The sequence below is a fragment of the Capnocytophaga endodontalis genome, from assembly GCF_002209445.1.
GTDB classification, from domain to species: domain Bacteria; phylum Bacteroidota; class Bacteroidia; order Flavobacteriales; family Flavobacteriaceae; genus Capnocytophaga; species Capnocytophaga periodontitidis.
The window spans coordinates 650,565-677,381 of the sequence record NZ_CP022022.1 but is presented as its reverse complement, the minus strand read 5'-3'; the positions used below and the strand labels follow the sequence as shown (position 1 = coordinate 677,381).

Sequence of the window (26,817 nt, the reverse complement as noted above, 5' to 3'; positions counted from 1 at the left end):
CAAAATAATTCACCGTCAGGTGAAAATTCGTGAGATAATAAAAAATAAAGACTTTTATACACTCCCAAATTCGTGAAAATTCGTGAAATTCGTGGGAGATTTAAAACATTTTGCTGATTATTTAATAATTACTTACGTCGAACTCACGTTAAGTAGCAAAATATTTTTGCACTTCACAATATTATTCCTACCTTTGCACCGTAGAAAATTTGATACTATAAAAGTACAAGCCTCTTCCATACCGAAGAGGCTTTTTTAAAATATGAACAACAATCACTGGTTAGAACGTACTGAACTATTAATCAAACAGCAAGGTCTTGACACCTTGCAAAAGGCTCATATACTCATTGTAGGCTTAGGAGGCGTTGGCTCTTTTGCCGCCGAATTTATAGCCCGCGCAGGCGTAGGTTCCCTCACTATTGTCGATGGTGATTGCGTCTCTCTTTCTAATATCAATAGGCAGCTGCCTGCCCTTCACTCCACCGTAGGCAAAAACAAAACCGAGGTAATGGCTACCCGCCTTTTAGACATCAACCCCCAACTCAACCTTACTGTAATACACGAATTCCTCACCCCCGAACGCGCTACCGAAATCGTAACTCCTCAGTTCGATTATGTAATCGATTGTATCGATAGCATCACCCCCAAGCTCAACCTCATTCTCTCAGCCAAACGCCAACGCGTGCGTTTAGTGAGCTGTATGGGAGCAGGAGGCGCTACCGATGTTTCCCAAATAAAAGTAACCGACCTGATGAAAACCTATAACTGCCCATTGGCTAAATTTATACGCAAACGCTTGAAAAACGAGCGTATCGATTCGGGTATCAAAGCTGTATTCTCTTCCGAAATCGTTTCCAAAGACTCTATGCAGCGCACCGAAGGTCTCGACTACAAAAAGTCATTCTACGGCACCATTAGTTTTATGCCCGCCGCTTTTGGCCTACACGCCGCCGCCGCCGCCATCAATTATCTATTAAAAAGACCCTCAACCCCCTGAAACCTGTCCCCTGACACCTAACCCCTGACCCCCTATAACTAATCCCTATCTCTTCATAAAATCTTTCAATTAGAAAACTATTTACAATCTTCAAAAACATCCTACTTTTGCACCCGTAAACAGAACATAAAAACACAAGATAATATGTCATTTGTAGGAAAACAATTCCCCAATATCGAGGTAAACGCAATGAGCGACCTCGGCGATACATTCAAAATCAACGTGCTTTCTGAAGCCGTAAACAGTAAAAAGAAAGTACTCCTTTTCTGGTATCCAAAAGATTTTACTTTCGTATGCCCTACCGAGCTCCACGCTTTCCAAGAAGCCTTAGCCGAGTTCGAAAAACGCAACGTAAAAGTAATAGGTGCCTCTTGCGACACTGCCGAAGTACACTTCGCGTGGCTCAACACCCCTAAAAACAACGGTGGTATTGAAGGCGTTACTTACCCTATCCTTGCCGATAGCAACCGTAACCTCGCTCGCATCTTAGATATCCTCGACTCTCGCGAAATTTACGACGAAACTGCCGATGCTTACCTCCTCGAAGGTGACGATGTAACTTTCCGCGCTACTTACCTTATCGACGAAACAGGTAAAGTATTCCACGAAAGTATCAACGATATGCCTTTAGGTCGTAACGTAAAAGAGTACTTGCGCCTTGTAGATGCTTACACTCACGTACAACAACACGGCGAAGTTTGCCCAGCTAACTGGGAAGAAGGTAAAGACGCTATGAATGCCGATCGTAAAGGCGTAGCAAGCTATTTAGCTTCTCACTAAAAAACTGAAAACTTGATCATTGTAAATATGCATTGACTAAAAAACTCAACACTATTTTTTCATCACTATGACAGAACTTACTCAAGATAATTTGCAAGAAATCATAGCCGCTAATCCCCTCGTATTCGTACAATTCGGCGCAGGATGGTGCGGTAACTGCAAAATCATAAAACCCAAATTCAAAAAGTATGCAGCCGAAACCCCTAACGCTACTTTTGTATATGTAGATGCTGAGGCTTTCCCAGAGTCACGCAAACTCGCCAAAGTGGATAACTTGCCTACATTTGCCGCTTTCAAAAACGGTAATTTGGAAAAACAATTGCAAACTAACAAAGCCGAACTCCTAAAAGAATTTATAGATGAGATTACCGGTAATTAAACATATCGTTCAGTTTATCGAGAACAACGACCAAGATTACGTGAATGAGACCATCGAAACACTCGAAAATCTCATAGAATGCGAACAACTCAAAGATGAGGAGTTAGACGTAATCGGCGAATTGCTCTCCAATTTCTACGGAGCTATCGAAGTAGATGAACTCATCAAACAAGGTACTCCACAAAAAGAAGCCCTCAACACCTTTATGAAGCGTGTAGTAGGCTCTATCGACAAGTAAAATTATTATTATTTCTTTCACTAACTAAAAACGAAAAAGCCGTTCAGAGGGGTCTGAACGGCTTTTTCAATTCCCTAATTTGCTAATTTGCTAATTTGCTAATTCTCTAACTTGCTAATTCTCTAACTTGCTAATTTCCACCCTCTTACCTCTTATCTCTTACCTCTTACCTAAAAAAAACTTTTGCATATCTCAAATATTTGTCGTAATCTTGCCCCGAAATAAACAATGCACAACTAACCATCAAATAGTAATAACCAAATAAATATAAAAACAAATGAAAAAAATTTTTATCATTGCAGCAATGGCTGTAGCGGGAATCACCACCGCCAACGCCCAAGAATTCAAAGTAGGAGCTAAAGCAGGCTTCTTATTGTCAAGCGTTTCCGAACCTGAATATTCAATAATTGGTACAGGAACCGCTAAATTTAATACTGCTTACAGACCTGGTTTTCACTTTGGAGCTTTTATTGAATATGGCTTCAACGAAAAACTATGGGTAGAAGCTGGTATAGACTATGCTTTCCAAGGAGCCAATTTAAAATCACTTGAAGTTAGCGCTGGTCCCCTTTCTGGAAAAGTAGATTTAAACAGCAGTAGTAAATTGGCTATACAGCAGCTTAATGTCCCTCTTTGGTTTAAATACGATATCAATGGGTTCCGCCCTAAAGTAGGAGTAAACTTAGGTTTCCTATCAAAAGTAGAATTTGAAGCAGAGCCCGCTAATAATTCTAATCTTATTAGCAAACTTAATTACTCCCTTACCCCTGATAAAAACTTTGATTTAGGGTTAGGCTTTGGTGCTGAATACAACTTAGATTCAGGACTCTTCTTCGATGCTACCTTCAATTTAGGACTCACAGAGTTATCTACTAAAGATTACTCAAAAGATGGTAAAAATTGGGTTCCTATGAAATTCAAAAACCGCGTATTCCAAATTGGTGTAGGTTACAAATTCTAAAACTAAACCACACAAGTAATAATGATAAAAAAGCTGTCTAAACCCATAGGCAGCTTTTTCTATAACAATCCCCCTCCGAGATCCTCCAAGATTCTCCTAGTTTCTCCGAGACACTCCCCCCTCATCACAACATCACTGTCAATTAACAATTATTTTGTATCTTTGCCCCAAAATCGAATAAACACTCATTCAATATGAAAAATTTTTTAATAACTTTAGTAGCTATTACAAGCCTTATCGCTTGCAAAAGCAAAGACGACAACGATGCCCCTAACCAACTCATAGGCGGTTGGAAATTAGAATCTATCACTGATAATAATCAGCCCATACCTCTTACTGAATGTGCTAAAAATGTAGTTATCTATTCAGCTACCGAAACCGAAGAAATATTTTTCAAAGATGATGGTACCGGTAAGTGTGTTTACGACAAGGACGCTAGTATCGAAAAACGTCCCTACAGAGTACGTGGTAATATCGTTATCGCTACAAACCCCGCTATTCAACAAGATTACCCAGCAGAGTTTGCTATTGAGGGTAATAAAATCACTTTCAAAGTAAAGGCTACAACCCAGTCTGGTGAAACAAATAGAGTTTTAGTATTTCGCAAACTCACCACTGAACAACTTGCAGAACTTGAAAAATTAAAAAATAACTAACCCCCTCCCCCCGAGATTCTCTTAGTTTCTCCGAGACATTCCCCTAGATTCTCCAAGATTCTCAGAGCCCTTTGAGATTTTTCAAAAAAGTGCAACTTTCTAATTATCAATACATAACAATCACTACCACTGTTAAATTTTTGTTAAACCATCAAATTATTTTGGTATTTCAAAAAAACGCCGTACCTTTGCCAACGCAATGAGGGTGGTAGCTCATTGTAAAACTTCAAATAATAGTTTTCATAATTTAAAGTTTTGGTTGGTTAATGGAAAAGTCCGATAGCAATATCGGGCTTTTTTCTTTTTATTAACCGTTAATTGATAATTCTTAATTGTTAATTGATAATTATTTTGTACTTTTGCCTCGAATATACAATATAAAAGCAAAATGACCCCTATATACAACCAGTTACTCATCCCCTTCCTCACTGCAATGGCTGTAGCAATTACTATGGGAGGTAGTGGCACTGCTCCTGCTTTCTCAGCCAGCTATGGCGCTAATGTGATTAGGAAGTCTATCATTCCAGGGCTTTTTGGGATAATGGTGTTTGTAGGTGCTTTTATAGCAGGTAAAAAAACAGCTGGCACTATGGGCAGCGGCATCCTACCTTCAGAGTTTATGGACTTCACCGTCGTCTCTATTGCCCTATTTTCCATAGCTGTAACAATGCTCATCTCTAATATATCAGGCATCCCCCAATCCACCAGCCAAGCAGCCGTGCTCGCTTTAGCCGCCCCTGCCTTGTATTTCGGTAGGTTAGACACCCATAACCTCTTTGTCGAAATCATCCCCGCTTGGTTTATATTGCCCATCATATCCTATTTCCTCAGCTTCTTCGCTGGGAAATATATATACCAACCTATGCGCCGTCGCGGACTCACCATTCAGCGCGCTCAAAATGAGAACAAACGCCATATATGGGACATCGTGTTAGTAATAATGGCTCTCTATGTATCGTTTGCCATAGGCTCTAACAACGTTGCCAATGCCGCCGGCCCCCTCTATACGATGACCATCAACGAGCTACACATCCGCGAAAGCGATCATATCGTCATCCTAATGCTCGCCACCTTAGTAGTAGCCCCCTGTTTCGGTATTGGTGCTTCCCTGTTTGGGCATAAAATACTCAAAAATACTGGTAAGGAAATCATCCTCTTTGGCAAGTTCGAAGCTGTAATCATCGCCTTCATCTCAGGTAGCCTACTCCTGCTCGCCTCAGTAGTAAAAGGTATACCTACCTCCTTAGTACAAGTGAATGTAGCTGCCATACTCGGTATAGGGGTCGCCAAAATGGGACACAAAAATATATTTCGCAAAACCCAAGTAAAGCGATTTTTCACAATGTGGATGATTGCTCCTGTTATATCCTTTTTACTCTCTCTACTGTTGATTTTTTTAGCAGATAAAGCTAATTTGCTCTAATAAAATACTTAAAGAATTGTTAAAAAATAGACGAAATGCCTTGCGGATGAGTAAAATCTACCAAAGTGGAAAAGATACACAACTAATTATAAATCAACAGTATACTAAAATGTATAAAATATTTTAATATTAATATAGCGTTAAAATACTAAAACAAGCATACTATATTCAAAAAAAGTAGTATCTTGCGCCCGAATTTTTATGCTAACAAGTGTTTTTACTATGAAAAGAAGTTTATTAAGAATCCCTATTTGCATAGCTCTTACAGGCTTATTGCTCACCAGCTGTGGAGGCAAAAAGTCTGATAGAAATGTATCAAGTGCAACAGGATGGAGAATCAATGCTAAAGAAGGCGGATTCCAATACAACACCGATTTCAAAGATCAAGAAACCGGTCCTGGGCTTGTGCTTATCGAAGGTGGTACTTTTACTATGGGGCAAGTGCAAGATAACGTGATGCACGATTGGAATAATACTCCAACTCAACAACACGTACAATCCTTCTATATGGATGAAACTGAGGTAACCAACAAAATGTATATGGAGTACCTCGATTGGCTCAAACGTGTGTTCCCTCCTGATCAAGAGCAATACCGAAATATATATATAGGTGCGCTCCCCGATACTTTGGTATGGAGAGGCCCCTTGAGCGCTAACGAAGCAATGGTAAACAACTACTTGCGCCACCCTGCTTATGCCGAGTATCCTGTAGTAGGTGTAAACTGGGTTCAAGCAGTACAATTCAGCTCTTGGCGTACCGACCGCGTGAATGAGGCTATCCTCGAACGCGATGGTTACCTCGCCCGTGATGCTCGTTACCAAGTTGATGCGCAAAGTACTTTCAGTACCGATACCTATCTCAATGCCCCTACTCAAACTTATGGCGGTAAAATAGCCGGCGAAATGGGGGGTAAAAACACCAATAAAGATGGTGAACCAAGCTACGCTAAACAAACCAGTGGTGTGCTATTGCCCGAATACCGCCTCCCTACCGAAGTAGAATGGGAGTACGCCGCTAAATCACTCAACGGTATCCGTGAGTACAACTCTTTACAAGGTAGAAAAAAATACCCTTGGGATAGCCAATACACCCGCTCTACTAAACGTAGCACTCGTGGCGAATTGATGGCTAACTTCAAACAAGGTAAAGGTGACTACGGCGGATTAGCCGGTTGGTCAGACGATAAAGGTGATATCACCGTAGCTGTAAAAACTTATCCACCTAACGACTTCGGTTTGTATGATATGGCTGGTAACGTTGCCGAATGGGTAGCCGACGTATATCGTCCTATCGTCGATGATGAAAAATCCGACTTCAACTACTACCGTGGTAACGTGTATATGAAACACGCTATAGGTGAAGACGGCAAACAAATCGTAGTAACTCCTGAATCAGTAAAATACGATACCTTGTCTAACAGAAAAATCATCGCTCGTAACCTCCCTGGTAACTTGGCTACTGTGCCAATCGACTCTAACGAAACTTACTTGCGTTACAACTTCACACACGCCGATAACCGCAGTTACAACGATGGTGAAAAATCTTCAACTCGTAACTTCCGTAACCAAGGTGGCTTAATGGCTCCAGGTGCTGAGTATACTAACTCTATGTACAACGCCCCTCGCCCTAAAAAACCAGGAAGTGAACTCAATGGTAAAGATTACGACACCTCTAACGACCGTACTTCTCTCATCGACGACGAAGTTCGCGTATTCAAAGGAGGTTCTTGGAGAGACCGCGCTTACTGGATCGACCCAGCTCAACGCCGATTCCTCCCTCAATACATCGCTACCGATTACATCGGATTCCGTAATGCTATGAGTCGTGTAGGTTCTAAATCTAAAACTAATCACCGTACTCCTAAAGGATAAATTTTTAAAACAATATAGGAAAAGTGCTGTAAATAGTAATGTTTACAGCACTTTTTCTATTATACCTTTCTTTATAATATCTACAAAATCATATTTGTGTTACTACACTTTGCTAAAATTTTCTGCTTATACAGCTCACACTAAAAAATATTCACTAAAAAGTGAACTTGTAATAAAATATTTTGTACTTTTGCAACGAAAAAACATAATCAATTATGACATCTCCTTTTAAAGCCATACATCCAGGTGAAATCATAAAAGATGAGCTTGAGGCAATAAATATGACTCAAAAAGAATTAGCCATTCTTTTAGGAGTTAAATCATCGTATATCAATGAAATTATAAAAGGAAAGAGAAATATAACTGCCGAAATAGCTGTGCTATTAGAAGAAGTATTCAAAATCCCTGCAATGCATTGGATGAGTTATCAATCTCAATATGATATCGACCTACAAAGAATAAAAGAGCGAAATATAAAGCGCGCTAGCTTAATCCCTTTATGGGGAGTAGTAAAACAATATGTCTCTGTAAAATCTCTTCAAAAATTAGGATACTTAAAAGATGATTTAGAGTATAACTACAATACTATCAAAGAAATATTTGGAGTAAATAGTGTAGATGAACTCGTCTCTTTCTTTACTAAAAAAAGACAGTCATTAGACAAACTCAATGAAGAAGAAAAAAATACAATCACTTGGGATGCCTTAGTCGCATATAATGCAAATAGAAAATGAAAAATCTTTACCAAAAATTCCTCGCCTCTACAGGCGTTTCTACCGATACCCGCAATATTGCCAAAGGTAGTATTTATTTCGCACTAAAAGGGGCTTCGTTCAACGGAAATACCTTTGCTGCCGAAGCCCTCGAAAAAGGAGCTCAATATGCCGTAATCGATGAGGCTGCTTATCAAACTTCTGATAAAATGATCTTGGTTAGCGATGTACTCACTACCCTACAAGAACTCGCTACCTATCATCGCAACACCCTCAAAACTCTTGTGATAGGCATTACCGGTAGCAATGGCAAAACCACTACCAAAGAACTCATCAAATCTGTTTTATCACAGCAGCTGAATGTAGTAGCCACTCAAGGCAACCTCAACAACAATATAGGGGTGCCACTCACCCTGCTCTCTATCAAACCCGAAACCGATATCGCTATTGTAGAAATGGGCGCCAATCACCCTGGCGAAATCGCTTTCCTCTGTAATATCGCTCAACCCGATTATGGCTATATCACCAGCATTGGCAAAGCACATTTAGAGGGATTTGGCTCTTTCGAGGGCGTTATACAAACCAAAGGCGAACTCTACGACTACCTCAAAGCGCACCAAAAAACCATCATCGCTAATGCCGATAATCCTATTACCGAAGCCCTCTTAGCCGATTATCACAACGAGTATAGTTTCGGGGTAGGTAAAGGGGTGAATGTAGCCGTACAGTGTTTGGGCACTCAACCCGTAACCATACAATTTGAAGATGCCTCCACACAAACTACCGAAGAAGGGGGAAAGGTTCTAATAGAGGGATTTACCGATGCTCCTACCGTAGCAACTTCACATTTAGTAGGTAGCTACAATTTCACCAATATAGCCGCTGCAGTAGCTTTCGGCAAATTTTTCAAACTCTCTAACGAGGCTATAAAAAGAGGTATTGAAGCCTATATCCCGCAGAATAACCGCAGTCAGTTAGTGCAATGGGGCAGCAATACCGTATTGCTCGATGCTTACAATGCGAACCCCAGCAGTATGGCCGCTGCTATCGACAATTTGCTTACAATGAGTGACGAGAAGAAGAAAGTACTCATTTTAGGTGATATGTTTGAATTAGGAAACTACGCTGCAGAAGAACATCAGCGTATAGTAGATAAACTTAAAAATTATGAGTGGGAAGGCGTATATTTGGTAGGGAGTAACTTTGCTAAAACCCAAAGCCCTTATCCGCAATACGAAACTTTCGAGGCTTTCAAAGAGGTCTTCCCTACCCTATCGTTCAACAATTGCCTACTCCTTATCAAAGGCTCACGCGGCATGGCGTTAGAACGTTTAATTCAGGTAAAATAGGTTACAAGTTATAACACTTTGTCAAAGTCCAAGGACTTTGACAAAGTCTCTTCATTCACTATTTACTTTTTTTCTTCACTTGAAAAAGCGTGTGGCTATTGCCGCTGCCTAAGTTATCATAGATAGCACTTACTTCCAATCCAGCGCGCTCCACACAGCGTATCATATCACCAGAGTAGTACATCTTGCTGTTGCCGTTTGCCATTGCAGTAAAGTAAACGCTTATTTGGGTGAGGCAATACGCCCCTGTTTCGTGTTGTTGTCTATCCCAGTAGGCTTCGAGTATGTAAAGCGAGGTGTGATCGTCCATTGCAGCTGCTGCACGCGTGAGAATGCTCGTTACTTCATCTTCAGAAAAACAATCTAAAAACTGACTCATCCATATTGCATCAAATCCTTTAGGGAAAGGCACCGAGGCGTCTAAGAGGTTCGCAGGATGTCCCGCAATGCGTTCAGCACCTGCTTTGCCAGCGGTATTGGCTTTCATCAACCCTAATTGTTGAGGCAAATCCATAATGGTTACCTGCACATCGGGGTTGTAGTCCACTGTTCTCAAGGCAAATCTACCGGTATTGCCGCCCACATCGAGCAGGGTTTTCACGGGTTGCTTGAAAACAATGTTCAAAGCATCGTCAAACGAATAATCAGAATAATAATGATCGAAGGCGAACCATTTTTCTTGGGCTTTAGGAGGCAGTTGTGAAAGTCCCTCGTAGATAGTAGGCCAAGAGCCAAATACTTTTAATCCTGAAGGTTTGCCCTCGGTAAGAGCCTCTTCGAGGTGGAATAAGCCTTCGTAGCACACCTCTTGTATAAACTCCATATTCACGCGTGTTGTTTTGTCGCGTAACAAAAACCAACCTGCTTTGGTAATAGAAAATCGGTCGTCGTTACTCACAATTACGGTACCTATAGAGAGCGATGCCTCCAAAAGTATTTTCACTGCGTAGTCGCTGAGCTTTGTTTGAGCAGCAACTTCCGCCATTGTAAGCCCGTTAGGGGCGTTGCATAACGCTTCCAAAACGCCAAATTTTACCATTAGTTGGGAGATTTGAAAAACAACAGGTCCAAAAGCGATTTCTTGAGCCAAACGCTGAGCCTCAAGGGCTGTTCTCTGTTCTTTAGTGTATTGTTTCTCTAATGCAGGAGTTAAATTCATAAAAGGGTAATGTGTTAATCAGAATCAAGTCGCAAAGATATAAAATAATTACGAATTACGAAGTACGAATGACGAAATATATAATAATGACAAATGACGAGTGACGAATGATGAATGACAAATTACGAAGGACGAAGAATAAATGATTAAAAGGTTTTTATTTTAAAAAGTTTTAATTTCTCTTGTGTTTATAAAAAACTATATTTATATTTGCAGCGTAATTAACAATTATTTATCAAACTCAAAGTATGAAACGATTACTATTTTTAGTAATGGCGCTTCTTCCTCTTGCCATTACTCACGCACAAAGCGCCTATAAAGGCACTTTACTAAACGAAAAAGGGGAACCTATCTTTGGTGCTAACGTTATCCAACTCACTCTTCCCGATTCTACAATGGTAAAAGGAGCTATTAGCGATGACAGAGGTCATTTTGAACTGCCCGACAACGCCCAAGGCAAGTCTTCAGTGATTAAAATCACCCATTTGGAGTACAAGGAAAAAGTCCTTACCCCTTCTTTGGGCGATTTAGGAACCATTTCCCTACAAAAATCAGTAAATGAACTCGGTGAAGTAGTGGTTTCGGCTCATCGCCCTGTGATGAAACAACAAGGCACTGTAATTACTGCCGATGTAGCGGCTTCTTCATTAAAAAACATCCCTAAAGTAGACCTTTTGCTCTATTTCTTACCTGGGGTATCAATGTCGTATACCTCTTATGGCGTAGAAGTATTTGGCAAAGGAAAACCCTTGTTCTATATCAACAACAAGCGGGTGCGCGATATGAACGATGTATACCGTCTTTCTCCCAAGGAAATAGACCGCATTAGCTTGGAAACTCAACCGGGTGCTGAATACGACAACAGTGTGGGGGCGGTGATTCACATTTTTCTCAAAAAGAAACAAGGCGACGGTCTCAGTGGCGGTGTGAGCGTGGAAAGTCGGTTTAAAAAAGGACAAGAAGGCTTTGTTGATGCTCACTTAAACTACCGTTCAGGCAACACCGATGTTTTCTTCTCAACACACACAGATGTCTATCACAACTTCAAACGCGAAAACGATCAAGAGTTGAATGTGCACACTCAAGCCAACAATTGGCAAGTGCGCACCGATGAAATAGTAAAAGATAACACTCGTCGTTTCTATGCTAAAACAGGTTTCTCTCACGAAATCAACGATAAACATTCATTGGGGGCAAGTGTGTGGATGACTACAAGTCCGCTATCAGGGCATAATGTTACCGAGCAAAACACAGCTACTTACCGCAATGGAACCCTTACCCAACAAGGATTGAACACTTTCGATCGCCTCAACAAGGATACACGCCTCAATGCCAATGTGTATTACGATGGCAAACTCTCCGATAAACTCAAGTTGCAAACCGATGTGTTCTATGCGGGCGCATTCTCTAATTATCGTTCTGATATTGTAGAGCGCAACCTCACCACACCTTCTCAGCGCAATATCAACACCCATTCGGATGCGCAATCACACTTGTGGACGATGAAAACTAATCTCACGCAGCGAGTAGGCAAAGGCTTGTTAGCTTATGGGGTGGAAGCCAGCACCCTATCGCGCTACGACAATTATAAAGACAATATCAGTACTCCTACCGATATCGACAACAAGGAAACACAATCGGCTGCTTTTGCGAGTTATTCGTTCCCTTGGCATAAAACCAAATGGAAAATAGGAGCGCGCTATGAATATACCGATTTTGGTTATTTTGAAAACGATGTAAAGAACGATGCTAAAAGCCGTAGTTACAAGCACTTGCTCCCTAATATTTCGGTAGCATTCCCTTGGCATAAAACCGAATGGTCGTTTAGCTATGCCAAAAAAATCACCCGCCCTGCCTTTTATGAACTTTCCGACCGTTTTACGTATGAAACTCCTTTTCTCTACAATCGCGGTAATACCGATTTGCAACCGCGCCTAAGTGATGATTTTTCACTCTTGCTTACTTATCAAATCGTCTCTCTATCAGTAGATTATTCATTGGTACACAATGGTTTTTTTGAAGATTACCAATTGTCGCGTACCCTGCCTAATGTAGTAGAGCGCTACATTCACAATTTTGGTGACTACCAAAGATTGAAATTAGGACTTTCGGCTTATTACCAAATAGGGCGTTGGGTACCAAAACTCGATTTGATGTACAGCAAACAGTTTGCTAATGGCGTTTTTGAGAACAACCAACCCGTCTTTGGAGCTGAGTTGATGAACCAATTTAGCCTAAGCGACAATGCTAATCTCTTTTTAATGATGGTATATCGCAGTAAAGGAAGTAAGGATACTGCTTATGGTTATAAACCTCAAGGAATGGTAATTTTGATGTTTTCACATTCTTTCCTCAACAAATCATTGGAAGTGTATGGAGGTGTAATGGATATTTTTAACCAAATGGGAACTTATGACAGATTTCAAAATCCTTATGTTACTAATAATAAGCATTTTGATAGCAATACACGTTCATTTCGCATTGGGTTAGAGTACAATTTCAATGCTACTCAAAGCAAATACAAGGGTCAACAAGCCGATGGAGACCAGAAAAACAGAATGTAATTAACGTGAGTTCGACGTAAGTAATTACTTAACAATCAGTGAAATATTTTTAATCTCCCACGAATTTCACGAATTTTCACGAAATTGGGAGTGTATAAAAGTCTTTATTTTTTTATTATCTCACGAATTTTCACCTGACGGTGAATTATTTTGTGAATATATTATGTTACAAAGCTGTAAATCAATGTTCTGTTATATCGAACTGACGTTAATTATTTACTACAGGTGCGAGCCGCACGGGCAAAAGCCCGTGCGGCTCGCACTATTTTTATTTCTGAAATTCTCCTACCATTATGCGCCCACCACTTTCTGGTGAATTTCCTCGAAAGAAAATGCCCTCAGTTACCAAAAATTCATCTTTATAAAAGCCAAAAGTACTTTGTAAGATAGAAAAACCTTTTACATTATGTGTTTTCCAAGTTTTGCCATAATCATAAGAAAAACGAATTTTTGGGGAGGTACCTAAGGCTGAATAGTCGCAAATAAAATTGTTGTATCTGTAATGTTTTCGCCTATTGTCCTTATTGATAACATACAACAATTCTTCATCTAAATTATAAATCTTTTCTTCATACTTTTCCTCATCATCTTCATTCTTTACTTGCTGTAATGTTAGCGGACTATCAGCCTCATCTATAGGTAAAAAGTAATCATATTTATTTTTGAGTTTCTTGTATAACTTCTCTTGTTGAGAGATGACATTGTAAATATACAAATCATTGTTTTTCATATAAATCAAATCTCCATTCTGATTGATAGGGTAAGTAGGTATATTTTTAATTGCTTGGGGTATTTCATACATTTTGCTTCGGTTTGATATATCCATTACATATTCATTTTTTCCATTGCTATACATAATATATCTGCCGTCAAAAATACCATACCATATACTCAAATCATTATCACACTCATCTATTTTTTCCACTTTAAGTGCTTTATTGTTAAATAGATAAATAAAATGATGCTCTCCCGAAGTCTCTATAATACAGTAGTCCTCAGTTTTGTAAAAACTATCAAAGTAGCTTCCTTCTAAGGGGATTTCCTTATAGGTTTTACCTTTGTCGGTAGAGACAAAAAGCACCGCTTGTTTTTCTAAAACGTCAGGATCAAAAGCTCGCAAATCTTTTTCTGCTCCCAATAGAATAGTGTGGCTGTTGATTACTGCAATGCCATTTATCTCAATAGCTGCCCCTGCATTAAAATAACCTTCATATACTTTTTGCTTGTACAAATCCATAAAGTTGTATTGGGCAGTCCATTTCATATTGTTGTCTTTCGGGGTGAACATAGAACAAGAGCTTAGGAATATAGCTATGAGTAAAAATAATAATGGTTTTGTAACAAATTTCTGTGGCATATTTTTAGTCAAGTTTTTATTATTCAAAAGGAGTGGGAGGAATAACATCTTCCTCTGTAAATTTTGAAATTTCTAATGTTTTAGGTTCTAAAAAAGTTTGTTTGCCATTGTCGCCTATCAATTGAAAAGTGAGATAGGTATTGTTGCGATTTACGCGAATATCTAAGTGAGCCATTACTTTATCGGCTTCTTTTCTAAAGACTTTTTGATAAGCTGCTACTACTGCTTCCCAATCAAAACTTACTTCAGCCAAATATTTTTCTCCGTTTTCTGCTTTATACCAAATCACTAATTCTTTGAATAAGGGACGTTTTTGAATAGGTTCTTCTAAATAGAAGAAATCTACTTTACCCATATAGGAAGCGAAATCAGTATACAAGGTAGCACCAGCTTCTCCATTCCAATAGCGGTAATTGACATCACCTATTTTCCCATTGGGAATTTCATAGACAGGGAACCATTGGTATTGATGGTCTCTATAACTATCCCATAAGCCAAAGGGGATGGGTTTGTTTTTATTGGCTTCACGTACCGCTTTAGGAATTGTTAAGTCACTATTTAAAACCTCTTCTCTATCCTCTTTGCTAAATATAAGGCGTTCGTGACTATCTAACCCAGGTGGCTCTTTCAAATCTATTTTTTCGGCTTGGTATCTTCCTATTTCAGTAATTTTTTTATAGCCATTGCCTGCCCAGAACACTACTACGCCACCAGGGGCAATACCCACTACTATAGTATCATAGGTTTTATGTCTTACTTCTCCATTAGGTACTCTTTGATTAAAACCTTCTCTAAAAAGTTTTGCTATCTTTTCGTAATCAATAGCCGTTTTGAGCCTATAGAAGCAATCTTCTTTATAGGATAGCCATACCATATCTACGCTTTTAGGTAGCTTGTCCATTGAAGTGCTTTCATAACCAAAAGCATTTCCCCAATCGGGTTCTTCTTTTTCAGTGTACAACTCTCCTACAATGGGAGTTCCTCCTACCATAGCTGCATAAAAACGTATAGGGTAGCCTATGGGAGTATTCACCGCTATGCCCCATTCATATTGTGGTTCGTTCATTTTCTTATTATTGCTATTATGGTTTTGACAGCTAGCGATCTGCAGGGTTAAGAGTAAAAATAATAATATCTTTTTCATAAGAATAGGTTTTTTATGCAAATATAGAACTAAAAAGCAAAAAATCAATACTTTTTATTCTTCTTCTCTTCTATAATTTAAACAATCACAAGGAAAATTTTTTATATAGTAATCACTCTGAAAATTACAATCTTTCAAATTTATTGTATATTCTCCTTTTTGAAAATGTAGGTTTTGAATGAGGATTTGTTTCCTTTTTTCTAAACTTAGGGTAATACTCATAGTGTCTTTTTTATAAATAAAAAGATTTCTACCATTATTTCCTATTGCTATATGTTTTATTTCTTTTGTAGATGAAAACAGAAAATAAATAGTTTCTATATTATTTGTCTTTATCTCTTTTACAAACAGAGGTTTCTTTGAAATAGAGATACTATCAACTATAATTATAGAAGGTAAGGGCTGAGCATTGGAATAAAAAAATAAGAATGATAAGAAAATAATTAGGTATCTCATAAATAACTGGATTTATTGTGAGGTGGATATAATTGTAAGTGAGTGATTTGCTTTTAGGGGCGTTTGCAAAACGCCCGTACACAACATTCTCTAAAAGCGATTGATAATCAGGTTTATAGACTTCATTAAAAGAGCGATCCGCAAGGACAATTAAGGATTTTGACAAAGTGTAGCGATGCAAATTTTATAAACCAATTCTGATTGACTATCATACTTTTTTCATGATAAATATTACAAGGTGAATATAAAATAAATAGCAAACAGAATAAATAATACAATAGAAATGAGAGCAAGATAAACTATAGTGTGAGTGCCGAACATAAAAAGTATAGGTATCAAGTCTAACGTTATTCTTCTATCTACTTTGTTATGCGTCTTTATAGTTTCAATACATTGTTTTAATAGCATCTTTTCTTTTTCGGTAGGCTCTCCCATTATATTAGCTTTTTTAACAGTTACCATAACGATACTATTATTGAATCTCACGATATTTTCCATAACTCTAGGAAACCTATATTCATATATTTTTAAGCTTTTCAATACTATTCTCTTTCCATCTAAAACAAAAAACATTTTATCATCTGTTATTTCAACAACCAGATTTTTACTTAATAGAACTTGTATTTTGTAATAAAAAAAATACATTAAGATAAAAAAAATCACAGTTATTCCCATCGAATGAAGATAGAAATAAACTAGAACAGTTGCAAGAGACATTAAAAACATAATAATTTGTGTTGTTATTAATGGATAAACTTGTATTTGATTGCTTTCTGTTTTTTGAATTTTATGCTTGTTCATATAGTTTTATTCTAGGAAAACATTTCTTTAAAAAAGTCAAACCAATGAGTATTATCTGTAAAGATAGCAATTAAATAAAGAATTGCTAATGGTATGATAATAAATGGTACGACATCAATTAATAAATTGATACTCAGAGGCACTAAATCAATTTTTTCTTTTTTAGTATTGCTGCCAATAATATCTTGCAACTCTTCTATTTTTGATTTATACTGTTTTGCGACCTCTTTGCTAAAAGGATTTTTCGAGTAAATAAAATATAATGTACCTTCAATACGCAATATGCGCCCTATTTTACCTTTGGAACTTTTGAGATAAAAAATCTTTACTTTTTCAAATTCAGTTAATAATTGCTTGTTATTGCGTGTATAAATAAACTGTCGTTGCTTGCTATTTGTTTCAATGATAAGTTTTCTACTTCTTAGTTTAACATATCCTAAAGTACATAAAACCACCATAGGAAGATATAAACGAATAACTATACCCCACCATTTCTGAAGTTCAGATGTATAGAATATTGGTAAATGGAACAAAATAATAAATATTATAAAAACAATAATTCCTTCGCAGAAAGATATTGACCAAAACTCAAATGTTTTTGATTTGGGAGATACACTCATAATAAAGATTTTAAAAAGTCAAACCAATGCAAATTATCTGTAAAAAGGGCTATAAAGAAAATAAGTGCAAAAGGAAGGCATATAAGTAGTGTGCCGTAAATAGTCCAGAGCATTAGAAATGGTATCCAATCAATAGGTTTGCGGTTAGGGTTATTGCCAATTACACTTTGTAACTTTTTAATATTCAAATCGTATTCCTTTATATTTTCTTTACTAAAATCTTCCGTATAAATATAAAACAGCTCGTTTTTAATTCGTATCATAGACGCTGTTCTACGTTTATACAACCTTATATAAAAAATTTTGTTTTCGTTACAAGGAACTACTAATGATTTATTATTGATTTTGCAATTAAGTTTATCATTATCAATTACTTCAATAGAAAGTTTTTTAGATCTTATACGACAATATCCCAAAGCACAAAAGCACAACAAAGGAACATATATACGGATAATGATGCCTGCCCATTTTGGAAAATAAAGAGAGGGGAAAACAAACAAAAAAGCAAATGCCCCCCAAATTATAAAACTCTCCCACAAAGGCAACACAGAAAATTCAAATATTTTTGATTTGGTAGATACACTCATAATAAAGATTTTAGAAAGTCAAACCAATGTGTATTATCTGTAAAGAGGGCAATAAAAATAAACAAGCAAAATAATAAGACAAGAACTATAGTTGTTTGAAAGCATAAATTTACTCCTCAACCCTCCTGCTTTTAGAATGACTACAAATCATATTTTATTGTTTATCTTTTAATTGTTTGCCCAAGATGGTTAGTCGGTATTTTTGTAACTTACTACTAGGTCTCTCGGGAATAGTCATTTCTATAAATCCTTGTTCCAATGCAGGTTTTAAATATTTTAATCGAAAGTTTTCCCTATGAGAAAGTCCTAACATATCTTGTATTTCTTTTCTATCCATCTCTTTGGATAGTATTTCAATCAATTCTTTGACTTGCGCGGTATCCTGCGCGGTAGCAGGAAATATCATTCGTAAAAAATTCTCTGTAAACTTGAAACATTCTTTTCCATAACTTCTATCGCCCATTCCTCTATCAAGTGCAATTTTTCAGATTCCTTTTTGATAGAATAAATCTTCAGGTGATGAAGTTTGTACATCGTAACGTATTAACAAAAATCCTTTTGTTTTTATAGCCTTCCCTTTTTCATTACGCGCAGGAGAGATGATTTTAATTTTTTTAAAGATAGAGGCTATTTCTTCTTTTATAACATCTTCATCAAATCCTTGTATATAACTAATAGTTATTTTCCTTTTTTTGATTACAAAATCTACAAAAAAACAACCTTGTACGTGTCCTTTTAAATGAACTACACAATATAAAAGATCTTTAAAATAGCGTTTGTACTCATCACTATCATTACAGAAAACAGCAGGTGTTTTACTTCCTTTAGAAAGTAAAGAACCATTGAGATAGTTGGTTACAATTAAGGTGTTTGTTTGTTGTCCGTTAACAACTTCACCTTTTACGAGCAAATCGGGCAAGACCATTATAGCCTCTTCCTTATCTTGCGCTTGCATAAGGAGCGGAAACAAACAGAGTATAAATAGGAGTTTTTTCATAATAATATTCATTCTACAATGTTTATAATATTAAATTTAAGGCAAGATTACTATCTCTTCAAAATCTTCAGGTAAGTAAGTTTGCACATCAAAACGTATTAATAAAAAACCTTTTGTTTCTATGGGCTCTCCCATTTCATTACGCGCAGGAGATATATTTTCCAACAGCGTATCAAAAATGAATTCTATACTTTCTTTTATTGTATATTTATCAAATCCCTCTATGTAATTGATGATTACTTTCCCTTTTTTAGAAATGACAAATTCTATAAAAAAACAACCTCGTACGTGTCCCTTTAAGTGGTGTAAATCATATAAAATCCATTCAAAACTTTTTTTATACTCATTGAGGTCTTTACAAAAAACAGCAGGTGTTTTACTTCCTTTAGAAAGTAAAGAGCCATTGAGATAGTTGGTTACAATTAAGGTGTTTGTTTGCTGTCCGTTAACAACTTCTCCTTTTACGAGCAAATCGGGCAATACCATTATAGCCTCTTCCTTATCTTGCGCTTGCATAAGGAGCGGAAACAAACAGAGTATAAATAGGAGTTTTTTCATACGTTTTAGATATAACAGCGATTTACAATTTACCGAAAATCACCCATCATTCGATTATTCTAAAAGAAGGAGTATTTTTATCAGATTTTTCTTCCAAATTTAGAACAATCCTCAAATAAATTTCAGTTCTTTTATCATATAGGTTATGCAATTTCATTCTTGAGATAATTCTAATAATTTCAAAATGCATTCTTTTATCAGAAGAATCTTTAATAAATGAAATACGGGAGGTTGTATTGTCTTTTTGTAAAACAAAACGACATAAAACTTCTTCTTTTAGTTCATCATAAAAATATTTTATATTGATATTATCCTTGAATTCCCTAAAAAACTGCTCAAAAAAAGTCTTTTCATTTTTATTAAGATTGTTATTAGAATAAAATATGGTATCTCTTTTCACTAAAATATCAGGTAAAACTACTAAAGGCGTTTTTTGCGTAAAATTCTCTACAACAGTTTGTGCTTGCAAAAAACCGACAAACAGAAAGAAGGACAAAAATATGATTTTCATTTCTTTTTAGTGTTTTTTAGTTTATAATTCCTCTTTTTCTTTTTTAAAGGGTAATATTCATTGAGATATAGTAATATGTACAATACGCGTTTTTTCATTTCGTTAAATAGAATATTACACATTTTCGGACAAATGTATAAAAAAACACTGAAACTTCCTAATTTTGTTAATTCATAAAATATTCGTACATTTGCACTTATAAACATCTAAACAATAAAAATCCAATCAATGGCAAAAAACGATAAAGAACTTTCGCTTCAAGATCAGAAAAAAGAAGCCCTTAAGCTCACACTTGCTAAGTTAGATAAGACTTATGGCAAGGGCATTGTGCGCGCTTTGGGCGACAACCCTATAGAAGATGTAGAGGTCTACTCATCGGGCTCTATCGCCTTAGATGCTGCTTTGGGAGTAGGCGGATACCCTAAAGGTCGCGTGATAGAAATCTACGGACCTGAATCGTCTGGTAAAACAACACTTACCCTTCACGCTATCGCCGAAGTACAAAAAGCAGGCGGTACAGCGGCATTCATTGATGCTGAACACGCTTTCGACCCTGTATACGCCAAAAACGTAGGGGTAAATACTGAAGATTTGCTCGTTTCTCAACCCGATAGTGGTGAACAAGCCCTTGAAGTAGCCGATGCCCTTATTCGCTCTAACGCTGTAGACCTTGTAATCATCGACTCGGTAGCGGCTCTTACCCCTAAAGCCGAAATTGATGGCGATATGGGCGACTCTAAAATGGGGGTTCACGCACGACTAATGTCGCAAGCACTCCGCAAAATTACGGGTAGCATTAGCAAAGCTAAATGTATAGTAATTTTTATCAACCAATTGCGCGATAAATTAGGTGGAGGAATGTACGGTGGTCCTACCGAAACTACTACAGGTGGTAATGCTTTGAAATTCTACTCATCAGTACGTCTTGAAATACGCAAAGATGGCGGTGCACAAGGTAGTGCTGCTATCAAAGACGGTGATGGCAATATTATAGGTAATAAAACCAAAGTGAAGGTAGTGAAAAACAAAGTTGCACCTCCGTTTAGAATGGCTTATTTTGACATTATGTTCGGGGAAGGTATTTCAAAAGAAAGTGAGCTATTGGAAATAGGTGTTGCTTCCGATATTATAGGCAAAAGCGGCGCTTGGTTTAGCTATGGTGATAGCAAACTCGCTCAAGGTCGTGATGCAACCCTCAGCTTGTTGCGTGACAACCCTGAATTAGTAGAGGAAATAGAAAAGAAAGTAAGAGAGTGGTTGAAAGCTGGAGGCGACCCATTTGCTAAACCTAAAAAGGGCAAAAAAGGCGCTGCTGCCAAAGGCAAAAAGGATTTAGCTGAAGATATTGAAGAAGAGGAAGAAGTATTTGACGACGATGAACTTTTAGAAGAAGACGAATAGCTATAAAAAAACTCAGGGTGTTGAGCCCTGAGTTTTTGTTTATTTAAGTTTTTTGTTGTTGTGATGGCGATCGTGATCACGCTCGGTTTTGCGAAGCATTTTTTTATCAAAAGCGTCTTGCAAATCGATGCCGGTTTGGTTAGCCAAACAAAGTACTACAAACACTACATCGGCGAGTTCTTCACCTAAATCTTTCTGTTTGTCGCTCTCCTTCTCCGATTGTTCTCCATAACGGCGAGCAATGATACGGGCTACTTCACCTACTTCTTCAGTGAGTTGAGCCATATTGGTAAGCTCGTTGAAATATCTCACTCCGTGTTCTTTAATCCAATTATCTACTTCTAATTGTGCATTTTTGATATTCATCTTATTGTTGTTTTGGAATGAATTTGATTTTATAATCTCCCCCACGAATTTCACGAATTTTCACGAAATAAGGACTGTAAAAAACTCTTTACTTTATATTATCTCACGAATTTTCACCTGACGGTGAATTGTATTGTGAATATTATGGTACAAATCTGTAAATCAATGTTCTGTTATATTGAACTGACGTTAAATTAGAAAAGCACTGCTCTTGGGAGAGCAATGCTTTTCTAAAATTGTTGTAAAAATACTCTAACTGTGAATTTAAAATTAGTTCGTCCACATATCCTGCTCTCTGTCGCGAATCTTTTCTTTGATTTTATCAGCTTCTAAGAGTTGTAAGAGCGCGTTATCGGGTATATAATCCTTGATTTTTCTATCGCCGTAAACGTTAGCTTCTTGGTAGATTACCGAGCTAAACATACGAGCGTTGAGCAAGTGGTCGAAAGACATTGGGCGAGCGTCGTTCTTACGGTTGAAAGTTTTAGCTTCGTGCAAAATGTCGCGCACTTGAGGATAGAATACCCAGAATAAAGGTACTAAAGCCGACATTGTAGAGTCATCGGAATCGATAAAGTTTACATCGGGAGCTACAGGAGCTAAGGCGAGCAAACGATATTTGAGTTCTCCTTGACGTTTGTCGAAATACCAGATACCTCTGATATAATACTGAGCGATATCGGCGGATTCTAAGTTTCTACGAGTGATGTACTCATCGGGGAGGGCTTCACCTGCGTTGAGCAAGTTGTAACCTTCGTCTAAGGTATCGATTTTAGAAAGAGAAGCCTGAATAGACTCAGCGGTTTTTGTTTGAGTAAAATAAGAATCTACGTACAAATCCTTGATTTTACCATTTTTGATATTTTTCAATAGTACATCGTATAGGGAACGACGGTAAGCATCTACTTCCAAGGTGTCGGTAGGGAAAAGGAGAGGAAAGTTAGCGCGCTCGTTGAGGTCGATTACTTCCCAAACTTCTACAGACCAAAGGATGTCGCGGTCGTCAACATACCCATAAGGGAGAGGCTTATCGTTATCCGCTTGTATTTGAGCTTCAGTTTTTACTCCTATTTCACTAGCTACTTTGGCATTAAGTATATTTACCTGAGCAGAGGAGATCTGAAAAGCAAATACTATGATCAATAGTACTATAATCTTCTTCAATTGTAACATAAAAATTCTGTTAGTTTGTTATTTCAATAATGATAGGTGATACTGGAGGTAATTTCAAGCTTGAGTTACCAACGATACTAGCTTTGATGTCAAACACTTGTATCTTATCACCGCGTTTAGCTCTTGATACGGCTGCGCGAGCTTGTTCATTAAATTTACCACCTTTTACGATGATACTAGGTTGACCAGGGATAAACACTTTGAACTCATTTACTTGGAGTTTCAAGTCGAAATCGAAGTCTTCAAGTACGGCCATTACAGGTAATACACCAACGTTTTGTTTAGGCAATTTAGCGTCTCCAATCATACCACCCATACTACCAGAGGCACGTGGGATATTTTTGATACGGAACAATTTAGAAGAGCTAAAGCGTTGACCGTCGATTTCACCACTTACAGAAATGGTTACTTCTTTACCTTGACCAGGACGCATTACCCAAGCACTACCAGATCTTGAAAGACCAGGAGCTGAAGCAGAAATTTTGTTGTTAGGCACACCAGGCATAGAGATAGTGATAGGGTTATCAACACCGCGGTATACTACGTTCATCTTATCGGCAGAGATAACTGCTGAGTTAGGTCTAGGGATGGTAGAGAATGATTGTGCTACAGGCACTGCGATACGTTTGCCATCTTCATCGAAGTAGAGGTTACCAGTAATTTTGTGTTCACCGGCATTACCTGCACCTACATTCAATTTCACACGACCATCTTCGATAGTATAATCACTTGGTCCTAATTTTCTACCGTCTAATGAAAGTTCTACGGAGTTAGGGCGGGTAGTAGGATCTTTTCTACCTAAAACGATAGCACCGTCGAATTTTTCACCTTGATAGAAAGCACCTTTACCTTGCTCGAGCAAAGTAGTATAGTTAGTCATTGATACTTGAGTTTTCAATTGACCTTCCAACGCTTTAGAAACGAACTCTTGTTGTACTGATAAGATATCAGATTGCATCATAGAGAATTTTGCTAAAGTAGCGATGTAAGGGAAACCTTCGAAGTTGAAGTTCAACCATTGAACGGTGTTACCATCTCTATCTTTTACTGCATCGGTATTAAAGTTATCTTTAACTTTTTTTGCGATATCAGCATAAGCTGGGTTATCACCTAACACTTTTAATAGGGCTTCGCGATAGTTTTTGATGTTTTCTACGAATTTTTTACCTTCGGTAGCGCCTTCGGCAAAGAATAAGTGATCAGTATAATCAGATTTATCCATTGCTTGGTAATCTTTTTCGTTTACCTTTTTATCACTTTGCCCGATTGCTTTTTCAAGTCCATCTTTAAGACCTTGTACATAGTTGTACAATTCGTCGGAAATGGATTTGATTTGCTTAGATTGCTCGTTGATTTGGGCAAACTGAGCGGGACTTTCGCTTGCTTTGAGCGCTAGTTGTTCCATCGCTGAGCTAATTCCCTGAGTATCGCGTTTATTTGATACTTCAAATTTTTGATTTACTAACCCGAAAGCATCTAGTACTTGTTTTCCCATATTGAGTGCGATCATTGCGAGGAAGACAAGATACATCAGGTTAATCATCTTCTGTCTATTGCTTAATTTTCCACCTGCCATAAGCTATTTTTTTAATAAGTTAATAAATAATTACTCTTATCGTGCACCGCTCATTGCAGATAACATTCCTCCATAGATTGTGTTCAAAGATCTTAGGTTATCTTTGAAAGAAAGCATCTGTTGATTCAAAGAATCAAGATTTTCGGCAATTCCTGCTTGTGCAGACACTTGTCTTTCAGTTCTTTCTAATTGTAATTTGTAAAGGCTGTTGAGAGATTCTAAGTTAGAAGCAGCTTCAGAAAGTTCTTCTCCGTATTTGTGAGTAGCCACCATAGTATTGGTTACAGGAGCGATTTCTTTACTTGCTTCGGCGAAATTTTCGATAGATCTACCCAAGGAACGCATTAAGTTTGCATCGATCTTAGCTTCGGCTAAGATATTGTCTAACTTTTCAGACAAAGACTCTCTGATGAGTTTGTCGTCTTGGCTTTGTTGTGCCATAACTCCTTGACGAGACAAGGGAGCGCCACCTTTAAGTTCTGGGTAAACTAAAGACCAATCTAAATCTTCTTCTTGAGGCTCAAAAGCTGACATAAAGAAGATTACAGCTTCAGTTCCCATACCTACTGCTAAAAGGAAACTACCGCTCATACCTAAGATATCTGCGTGCAAAATTTTAGCTAAGGCACCAACGATTACGATTGAGGCACCAATACCATAAGCGTATTGAAAAATTGTTTTTGTTACTTTACTTCCTGCCATAATACTTTAATTATTAAATAAATGTTGTTAAATTAGTTTGATTTGTTTTACTTTTTTGATTATTATCTATAACCTCTTGCGGATTTAGCTTGTTGTTTTTCGCTAACACCCATAAAGTCTTGAACGGTACGGAAACCGATGTAGCTACGAGCTGAATCTTGATATTCGTAATCACGAGTATTTACTTGTAGCATAAAAGCGACGTCTTTCCAAGAGCCGCCTCGTATTACTTTACGACGGTTGCTATCGTCGAGAACGTTAGGGTTCATAGAAGACATATACTCATAAGAGTTAGGGTCGTAAGAGGTGTTAGTCCATTCGGATACGTTACCAGCCATATTATATAGGTTATATCCGTTAGGTTCGTAAGATTTAGCTTCTACGGTGTAGAGAGCGTTATCGGAGGCGTAGTCGCCGCGCATAGGTTTAAAGTTCGCGAGGAAGCAAGCTTTATCGTCGTAAGTATAGGGGCCTCCCCAAGGGTAAGTTGCTCCAGATAATCCACCGCGAGCGGCGTATTCCCATTCGGATTCAATAGGAAGGCGGAAAGAGTTAACGGTGTAATCACCTTTTGATTTTTGGTAAGAGTTTTTGTTCAAGGTGCGCCATTCGCAGAAAGCCTTAGCTTGGATCCAGCTTACGCCTACAACGGGATAGTCGCTATAAGCTTCGTGCCAGAAGTAGTCGTTGTGCATAGGCTCATTATAAGAATAGTTGAAGTCGCGAATCCATACGGTTGTATCGGGGTATACTTTCACGATTTCTTCTTTGATGAAGTCTTTACGGTTACCTCTCTTACGAGCGGCTTTATCCATATCGAGCCATTGGTATTTGAACTCGAATTTTTGGACGTCCATAATGCGTTTGCCGTTGTAAGCTTCTTCTTCGGGCAAATACATTTTGTCCATTACTTCGGAGTAGTACTCGTCTGGGAATTTGTTTACGTCCCAAATGAGGGCTACTTTTTTGTTTAGTTTTCGCGCTTTATCATCACCGTAAGTGTTTTGGAGGTACTGTTGCCAAGCGTTCATTTTTTCGGTATTGGCGTCGAGATAGGCGTATTCACCTATTCCGCCACTTCCTGGTCCTTGGCCTGTTTGTTCAGCCATATCGGCTAATTGTGTACGGATGATAGAATCGCGTACCCAATTGACAAACTGGCGGTACTCGCTATTTGTGATTTCGGTTTCATCCATATAGAAAGAACCAACGCTCACAGTTTTGATTGTTGCGTTTAAACTCGCAGTTTTATCATCATCGGAACTACCCATAATGAAAGAACCACTCGGGATGAGCGCCATACCGTAAGGGGTAGGTTGCTTCCAGCTCTTACCTCTTACTCCTACGAGCTCTCCCTTGCCATCGCCACTTCCGCGTTTACAAGCAGACATTGTTAAAAGCACAAGTAGCACTACGATTATTCTTCTTGCCATAAACATTGTTTAAATTCACATTTAATTAGGGCGCAAACGTACGC

The 26,817-nt window shown here is 37.9% G+C and carries 28 protein-coding genes; 12 read left to right on the top strand and 16 right to left on the bottom strand.

Translation table 11 applies throughout. The features are described 5' to 3' along the window. The first annotated feature begins 262 nt into the window (after positions 1 to 262). From CBG49_RS03305 to CBG49_RS03260, 10 genes are all read left to right on the top strand, one after another. A complete protein-coding gene (locus CBG49_RS03305; protein WP_088593362.1) occupies positions 263 to 997 on the top strand; it encodes a tRNA threonylcarbamoyladenosine dehydratase in 735 nt (244 codons plus the stop codon). Positions 998 to 1,141: 144 nt separating this feature from the next. Continuing rightward, positions 1,142 to 1,777, top strand: a complete 636-nt coding sequence (locus tag CBG49_RS03300; protein ID WP_088593361.1) for a peroxiredoxin — start codon at positions 1,142 to 1,144, stop codon at positions 1,775 to 1,777. Positions 1,778 to 1,844: 67 nt separating this feature from the next. Next, complete coding sequence (locus CBG49_RS03295; RefSeq protein ID WP_002681786.1) at positions 1,845 to 2,156, top strand: thioredoxin family protein; 312 nt, start codon at positions 1,845 to 1,847, stop codon at positions 2,154 to 2,156. After that, positions 2,137 to 2,394 (top strand): DUF6952 family protein, encoded by a 258-nt coding sequence (locus tag CBG49_RS03290; protein ID WP_088593360.1) that lies wholly within the window; start codon positions 2,137 to 2,139, stop codon positions 2,392 to 2,394. The genes CBG49_RS03295 and CBG49_RS03290 overlap by 20 nt, the downstream gene beginning before the upstream one ends. A gap of 277 nt (positions 2,395 to 2,671) precedes the next feature. After that, entirely contained in the window at positions 2,672 to 3,355 is a 684-nt protein-coding gene (locus CBG49_RS03285) for a porin family protein (protein WP_088593359.1), read from the top strand. Positions 3,356 to 3,549: 194 nt separating this feature from the next. Further along, the gene (locus tag CBG49_RS03280; RefSeq protein WP_088593358.1) at positions 3,550 to 4,011 is read left to right on the top strand and encodes a lipocalin-like domain-containing protein; all 462 of its coding nucleotides are present in this window, start codon (positions 3,550 to 3,552) and stop codon (positions 4,009 to 4,011) included. A gap of 388 nt (positions 4,012 to 4,399) precedes the next feature. Next, complete coding sequence (locus CBG49_RS03275) at positions 4,400 to 5,434, top strand: inorganic phosphate transporter (protein WP_009414267.1); 1,035 nt, start codon at positions 4,400 to 4,402, stop codon at positions 5,432 to 5,434. A 222-nt stretch (positions 5,435 to 5,656) separates the two neighbouring features. Further along, the gene (gene gldJ, locus CBG49_RS03270; RefSeq protein ID WP_472266232.1) at positions 5,657 to 7,306 is read left to right on the top strand and encodes a gliding motility lipoprotein GldJ; all 1,650 of its coding nucleotides are present in this window, start codon (positions 5,657 to 5,659) and stop codon (positions 7,304 to 7,306) included. Positions 7,307 to 7,521: 215 nt separating this feature from the next. Next, the gene (locus CBG49_RS03265) at positions 7,522 to 8,040 is read left to right on the top strand and encodes a HigA family addiction module antitoxin (RefSeq protein ID WP_088593357.1); all 519 of its coding nucleotides are present in this window, start codon (positions 7,522 to 7,524) and stop codon (positions 8,038 to 8,040) included. Beyond that, complete coding sequence (locus CBG49_RS03260) at positions 8,037 to 9,368, top strand: UDP-N-acetylmuramoyl-tripeptide--D-alanyl-D-alanine ligase (protein WP_088593356.1); 1,332 nt, start codon at positions 8,037 to 8,039, stop codon at positions 9,366 to 9,368. The genes CBG49_RS03265 and CBG49_RS03260 overlap by 4 nt, the downstream gene beginning before the upstream one ends. Positions 9,369 to 9,426: 58 nt before the next feature. On the opposite strand, the gene CBG49_RS03255 is transcribed toward CBG49_RS03260, so the two are convergent. Then, the gene (locus CBG49_RS03255; protein WP_088593355.1) at positions 9,427 to 10,527 is read right to left on the bottom strand and encodes a FlxJ family methyltransferase; all 1,101 of its coding nucleotides are present in this window, start codon (positions 10,525 to 10,527) and stop codon (positions 9,427 to 9,429) included. 248 nt (positions 10,528 to 10,775) lie between these two features. On the opposite strand from CBG49_RS03255, the gene CBG49_RS03250 reads away from it, so the two are divergent. Continuing rightward, a complete protein-coding gene (locus CBG49_RS03250; protein WP_088593354.1) occupies positions 10,776 to 13,091 on the top strand; it encodes an outer membrane beta-barrel family protein in 2,316 nt (771 codons plus the stop codon). Positions 13,092 to 13,359: 268 nt separating this feature from the next. Here the strand turns inward: CBG49_RS03250 and CBG49_RS03245 are convergent, their stop codons facing one another. From CBG49_RS03245 to CBG49_RS03200, 10 genes are all read right to left on the bottom strand, one after another. After that, positions 13,360 to 14,379: a hypothetical protein gene (locus tag CBG49_RS03245; protein ID WP_088593353.1), complete on the bottom strand. Its 1,020-nt coding sequence runs from the start codon at positions 14,377 to 14,379 to the stop codon at positions 13,360 to 13,362. Positions 14,380 to 14,467: 88 nt separating this feature from the next. After that, positions 14,468 to 15,592 carry a DUF2931 family protein gene (locus CBG49_RS03240; RefSeq protein WP_088593352.1) on the bottom strand — a complete coding sequence of 375 codons (1,125 nt, stop codon included), beginning with the start codon at positions 15,590 to 15,592 and terminating at the stop codon, positions 14,468 to 14,470. 54 nt (positions 15,593 to 15,646) lie between these two features. Further along, positions 15,647 to 16,048, bottom strand: a complete 402-nt coding sequence (locus CBG49_RS03235; protein ID WP_088593351.1) for a hypothetical protein — start codon at positions 16,046 to 16,048, stop codon at positions 15,647 to 15,649. A 231-nt stretch (positions 16,049 to 16,279) separates the two neighbouring features. Continuing rightward, positions 16,280 to 16,849: a hypothetical protein gene (locus CBG49_RS03230; protein WP_088593350.1), complete on the bottom strand. Its 570-nt coding sequence runs from the start codon at positions 16,847 to 16,849 to the stop codon at positions 16,280 to 16,282. An 11-nt stretch (positions 16,850 to 16,860) separates the two neighbouring features. Further along, positions 16,861 to 17,469, bottom strand: a complete 609-nt coding sequence (locus tag CBG49_RS03225) for a hypothetical protein (protein ID WP_088593349.1) — start codon at positions 17,467 to 17,469, stop codon at positions 16,861 to 16,863. Beyond that, positions 17,466 to 17,732 (bottom strand): hypothetical protein, encoded by a 267-nt coding sequence (locus tag CBG49_RS15730; RefSeq protein ID WP_157668360.1) that lies wholly within the window; start codon positions 17,730 to 17,732, stop codon positions 17,466 to 17,468. Before CBG49_RS15730 ends, CBG49_RS03225 begins: the two co-directional genes overlap by 4 nt. Positions 17,733 to 18,210: 478 nt before the next feature. After that, the gene (locus CBG49_RS03215; RefSeq protein ID WP_227002944.1) at positions 18,211 to 18,519 is read right to left on the bottom strand and encodes a Fic family protein; all 309 of its coding nucleotides are present in this window, start codon (positions 18,517 to 18,519) and stop codon (positions 18,211 to 18,213) included. Positions 18,520 to 18,540: 21 nt separating this feature from the next. Further along, a complete protein-coding gene (locus CBG49_RS03210) occupies positions 18,541 to 19,053 on the bottom strand; it encodes a hypothetical protein (RefSeq protein WP_157668359.1) in 513 nt (170 codons plus the stop codon). 36 nt (positions 19,054 to 19,089) lie between these two features. Then, the gene (locus CBG49_RS03205) at positions 19,090 to 19,611 is read right to left on the bottom strand and encodes a hypothetical protein (protein WP_088593346.1); all 522 of its coding nucleotides are present in this window, start codon (positions 19,609 to 19,611) and stop codon (positions 19,090 to 19,092) included. Between the two features lie 46 nt (positions 19,612 to 19,657). Further along, entirely contained in the window at positions 19,658 to 20,122 is a 465-nt protein-coding gene (locus CBG49_RS03200; RefSeq protein ID WP_088593345.1) for a hypothetical protein, read from the bottom strand. A 228-nt stretch (positions 20,123 to 20,350) separates the two neighbouring features. Here CBG49_RS03200 and recA point away from each other — a divergent pair, with 228 nt between their 5' ends. Then, the gene (recA, locus tag CBG49_RS03190) at positions 20,351 to 21,523 is read left to right on the top strand and encodes a recombinase RecA (RefSeq protein WP_088593343.1); all 1,173 of its coding nucleotides are present in this window, start codon (positions 20,351 to 20,353) and stop codon (positions 21,521 to 21,523) included. 39 nt (positions 21,524 to 21,562) lie between these two features. Here recA and CBG49_RS03185 read toward each other — a convergent pair whose 3' ends face one another. The 5 genes from CBG49_RS03185 to porK all read right to left on the bottom strand — a co-directional run bounded on the left by CBG49_RS03185 (position 21,563) and on the right by porK (position 26,779). Further along, entirely contained in the window at positions 21,563 to 21,889 is a 327-nt protein-coding gene (locus tag CBG49_RS03185) for a nucleotide pyrophosphohydrolase (protein WP_088595247.1), read from the bottom strand. A gap of 270 nt (positions 21,890 to 22,159) precedes the next feature. Next, entirely contained in the window at positions 22,160 to 23,062 is a 903-nt protein-coding gene (porN, locus tag CBG49_RS03180; RefSeq protein WP_009414254.1) for a type IX secretion system ring subunit PorN/GldN, read from the bottom strand. 10 nt (positions 23,063 to 23,072) lie between these two features. Further along, the gene (gene porM, locus CBG49_RS03175) at positions 23,073 to 24,638 is read right to left on the bottom strand and encodes a type IX secretion system motor protein PorM/GldM (protein WP_088593342.1); all 1,566 of its coding nucleotides are present in this window, start codon (positions 24,636 to 24,638) and stop codon (positions 23,073 to 23,075) included. Positions 24,639 to 24,674: 36 nt separating this feature from the next. Continuing rightward, entirely contained in the window at positions 24,675 to 25,340 is a 666-nt protein-coding gene (gene porL, locus CBG49_RS03170; protein ID WP_009414252.1) for a type IX secretion system motor protein PorL/GldL, read from the bottom strand. A 62-nt stretch (positions 25,341 to 25,402) separates the two neighbouring features. Next, positions 25,403 to 26,779 (bottom strand): T9SS ring complex lipoprotein PorK/GldK, encoded by a 1,377-nt coding sequence (gene porK / locus CBG49_RS03165; protein WP_009414251.1) that lies wholly within the window; start codon positions 26,777 to 26,779, stop codon positions 25,403 to 25,405. Positions 26,780 to 26,817: the final 38 nt, after the last annotated feature.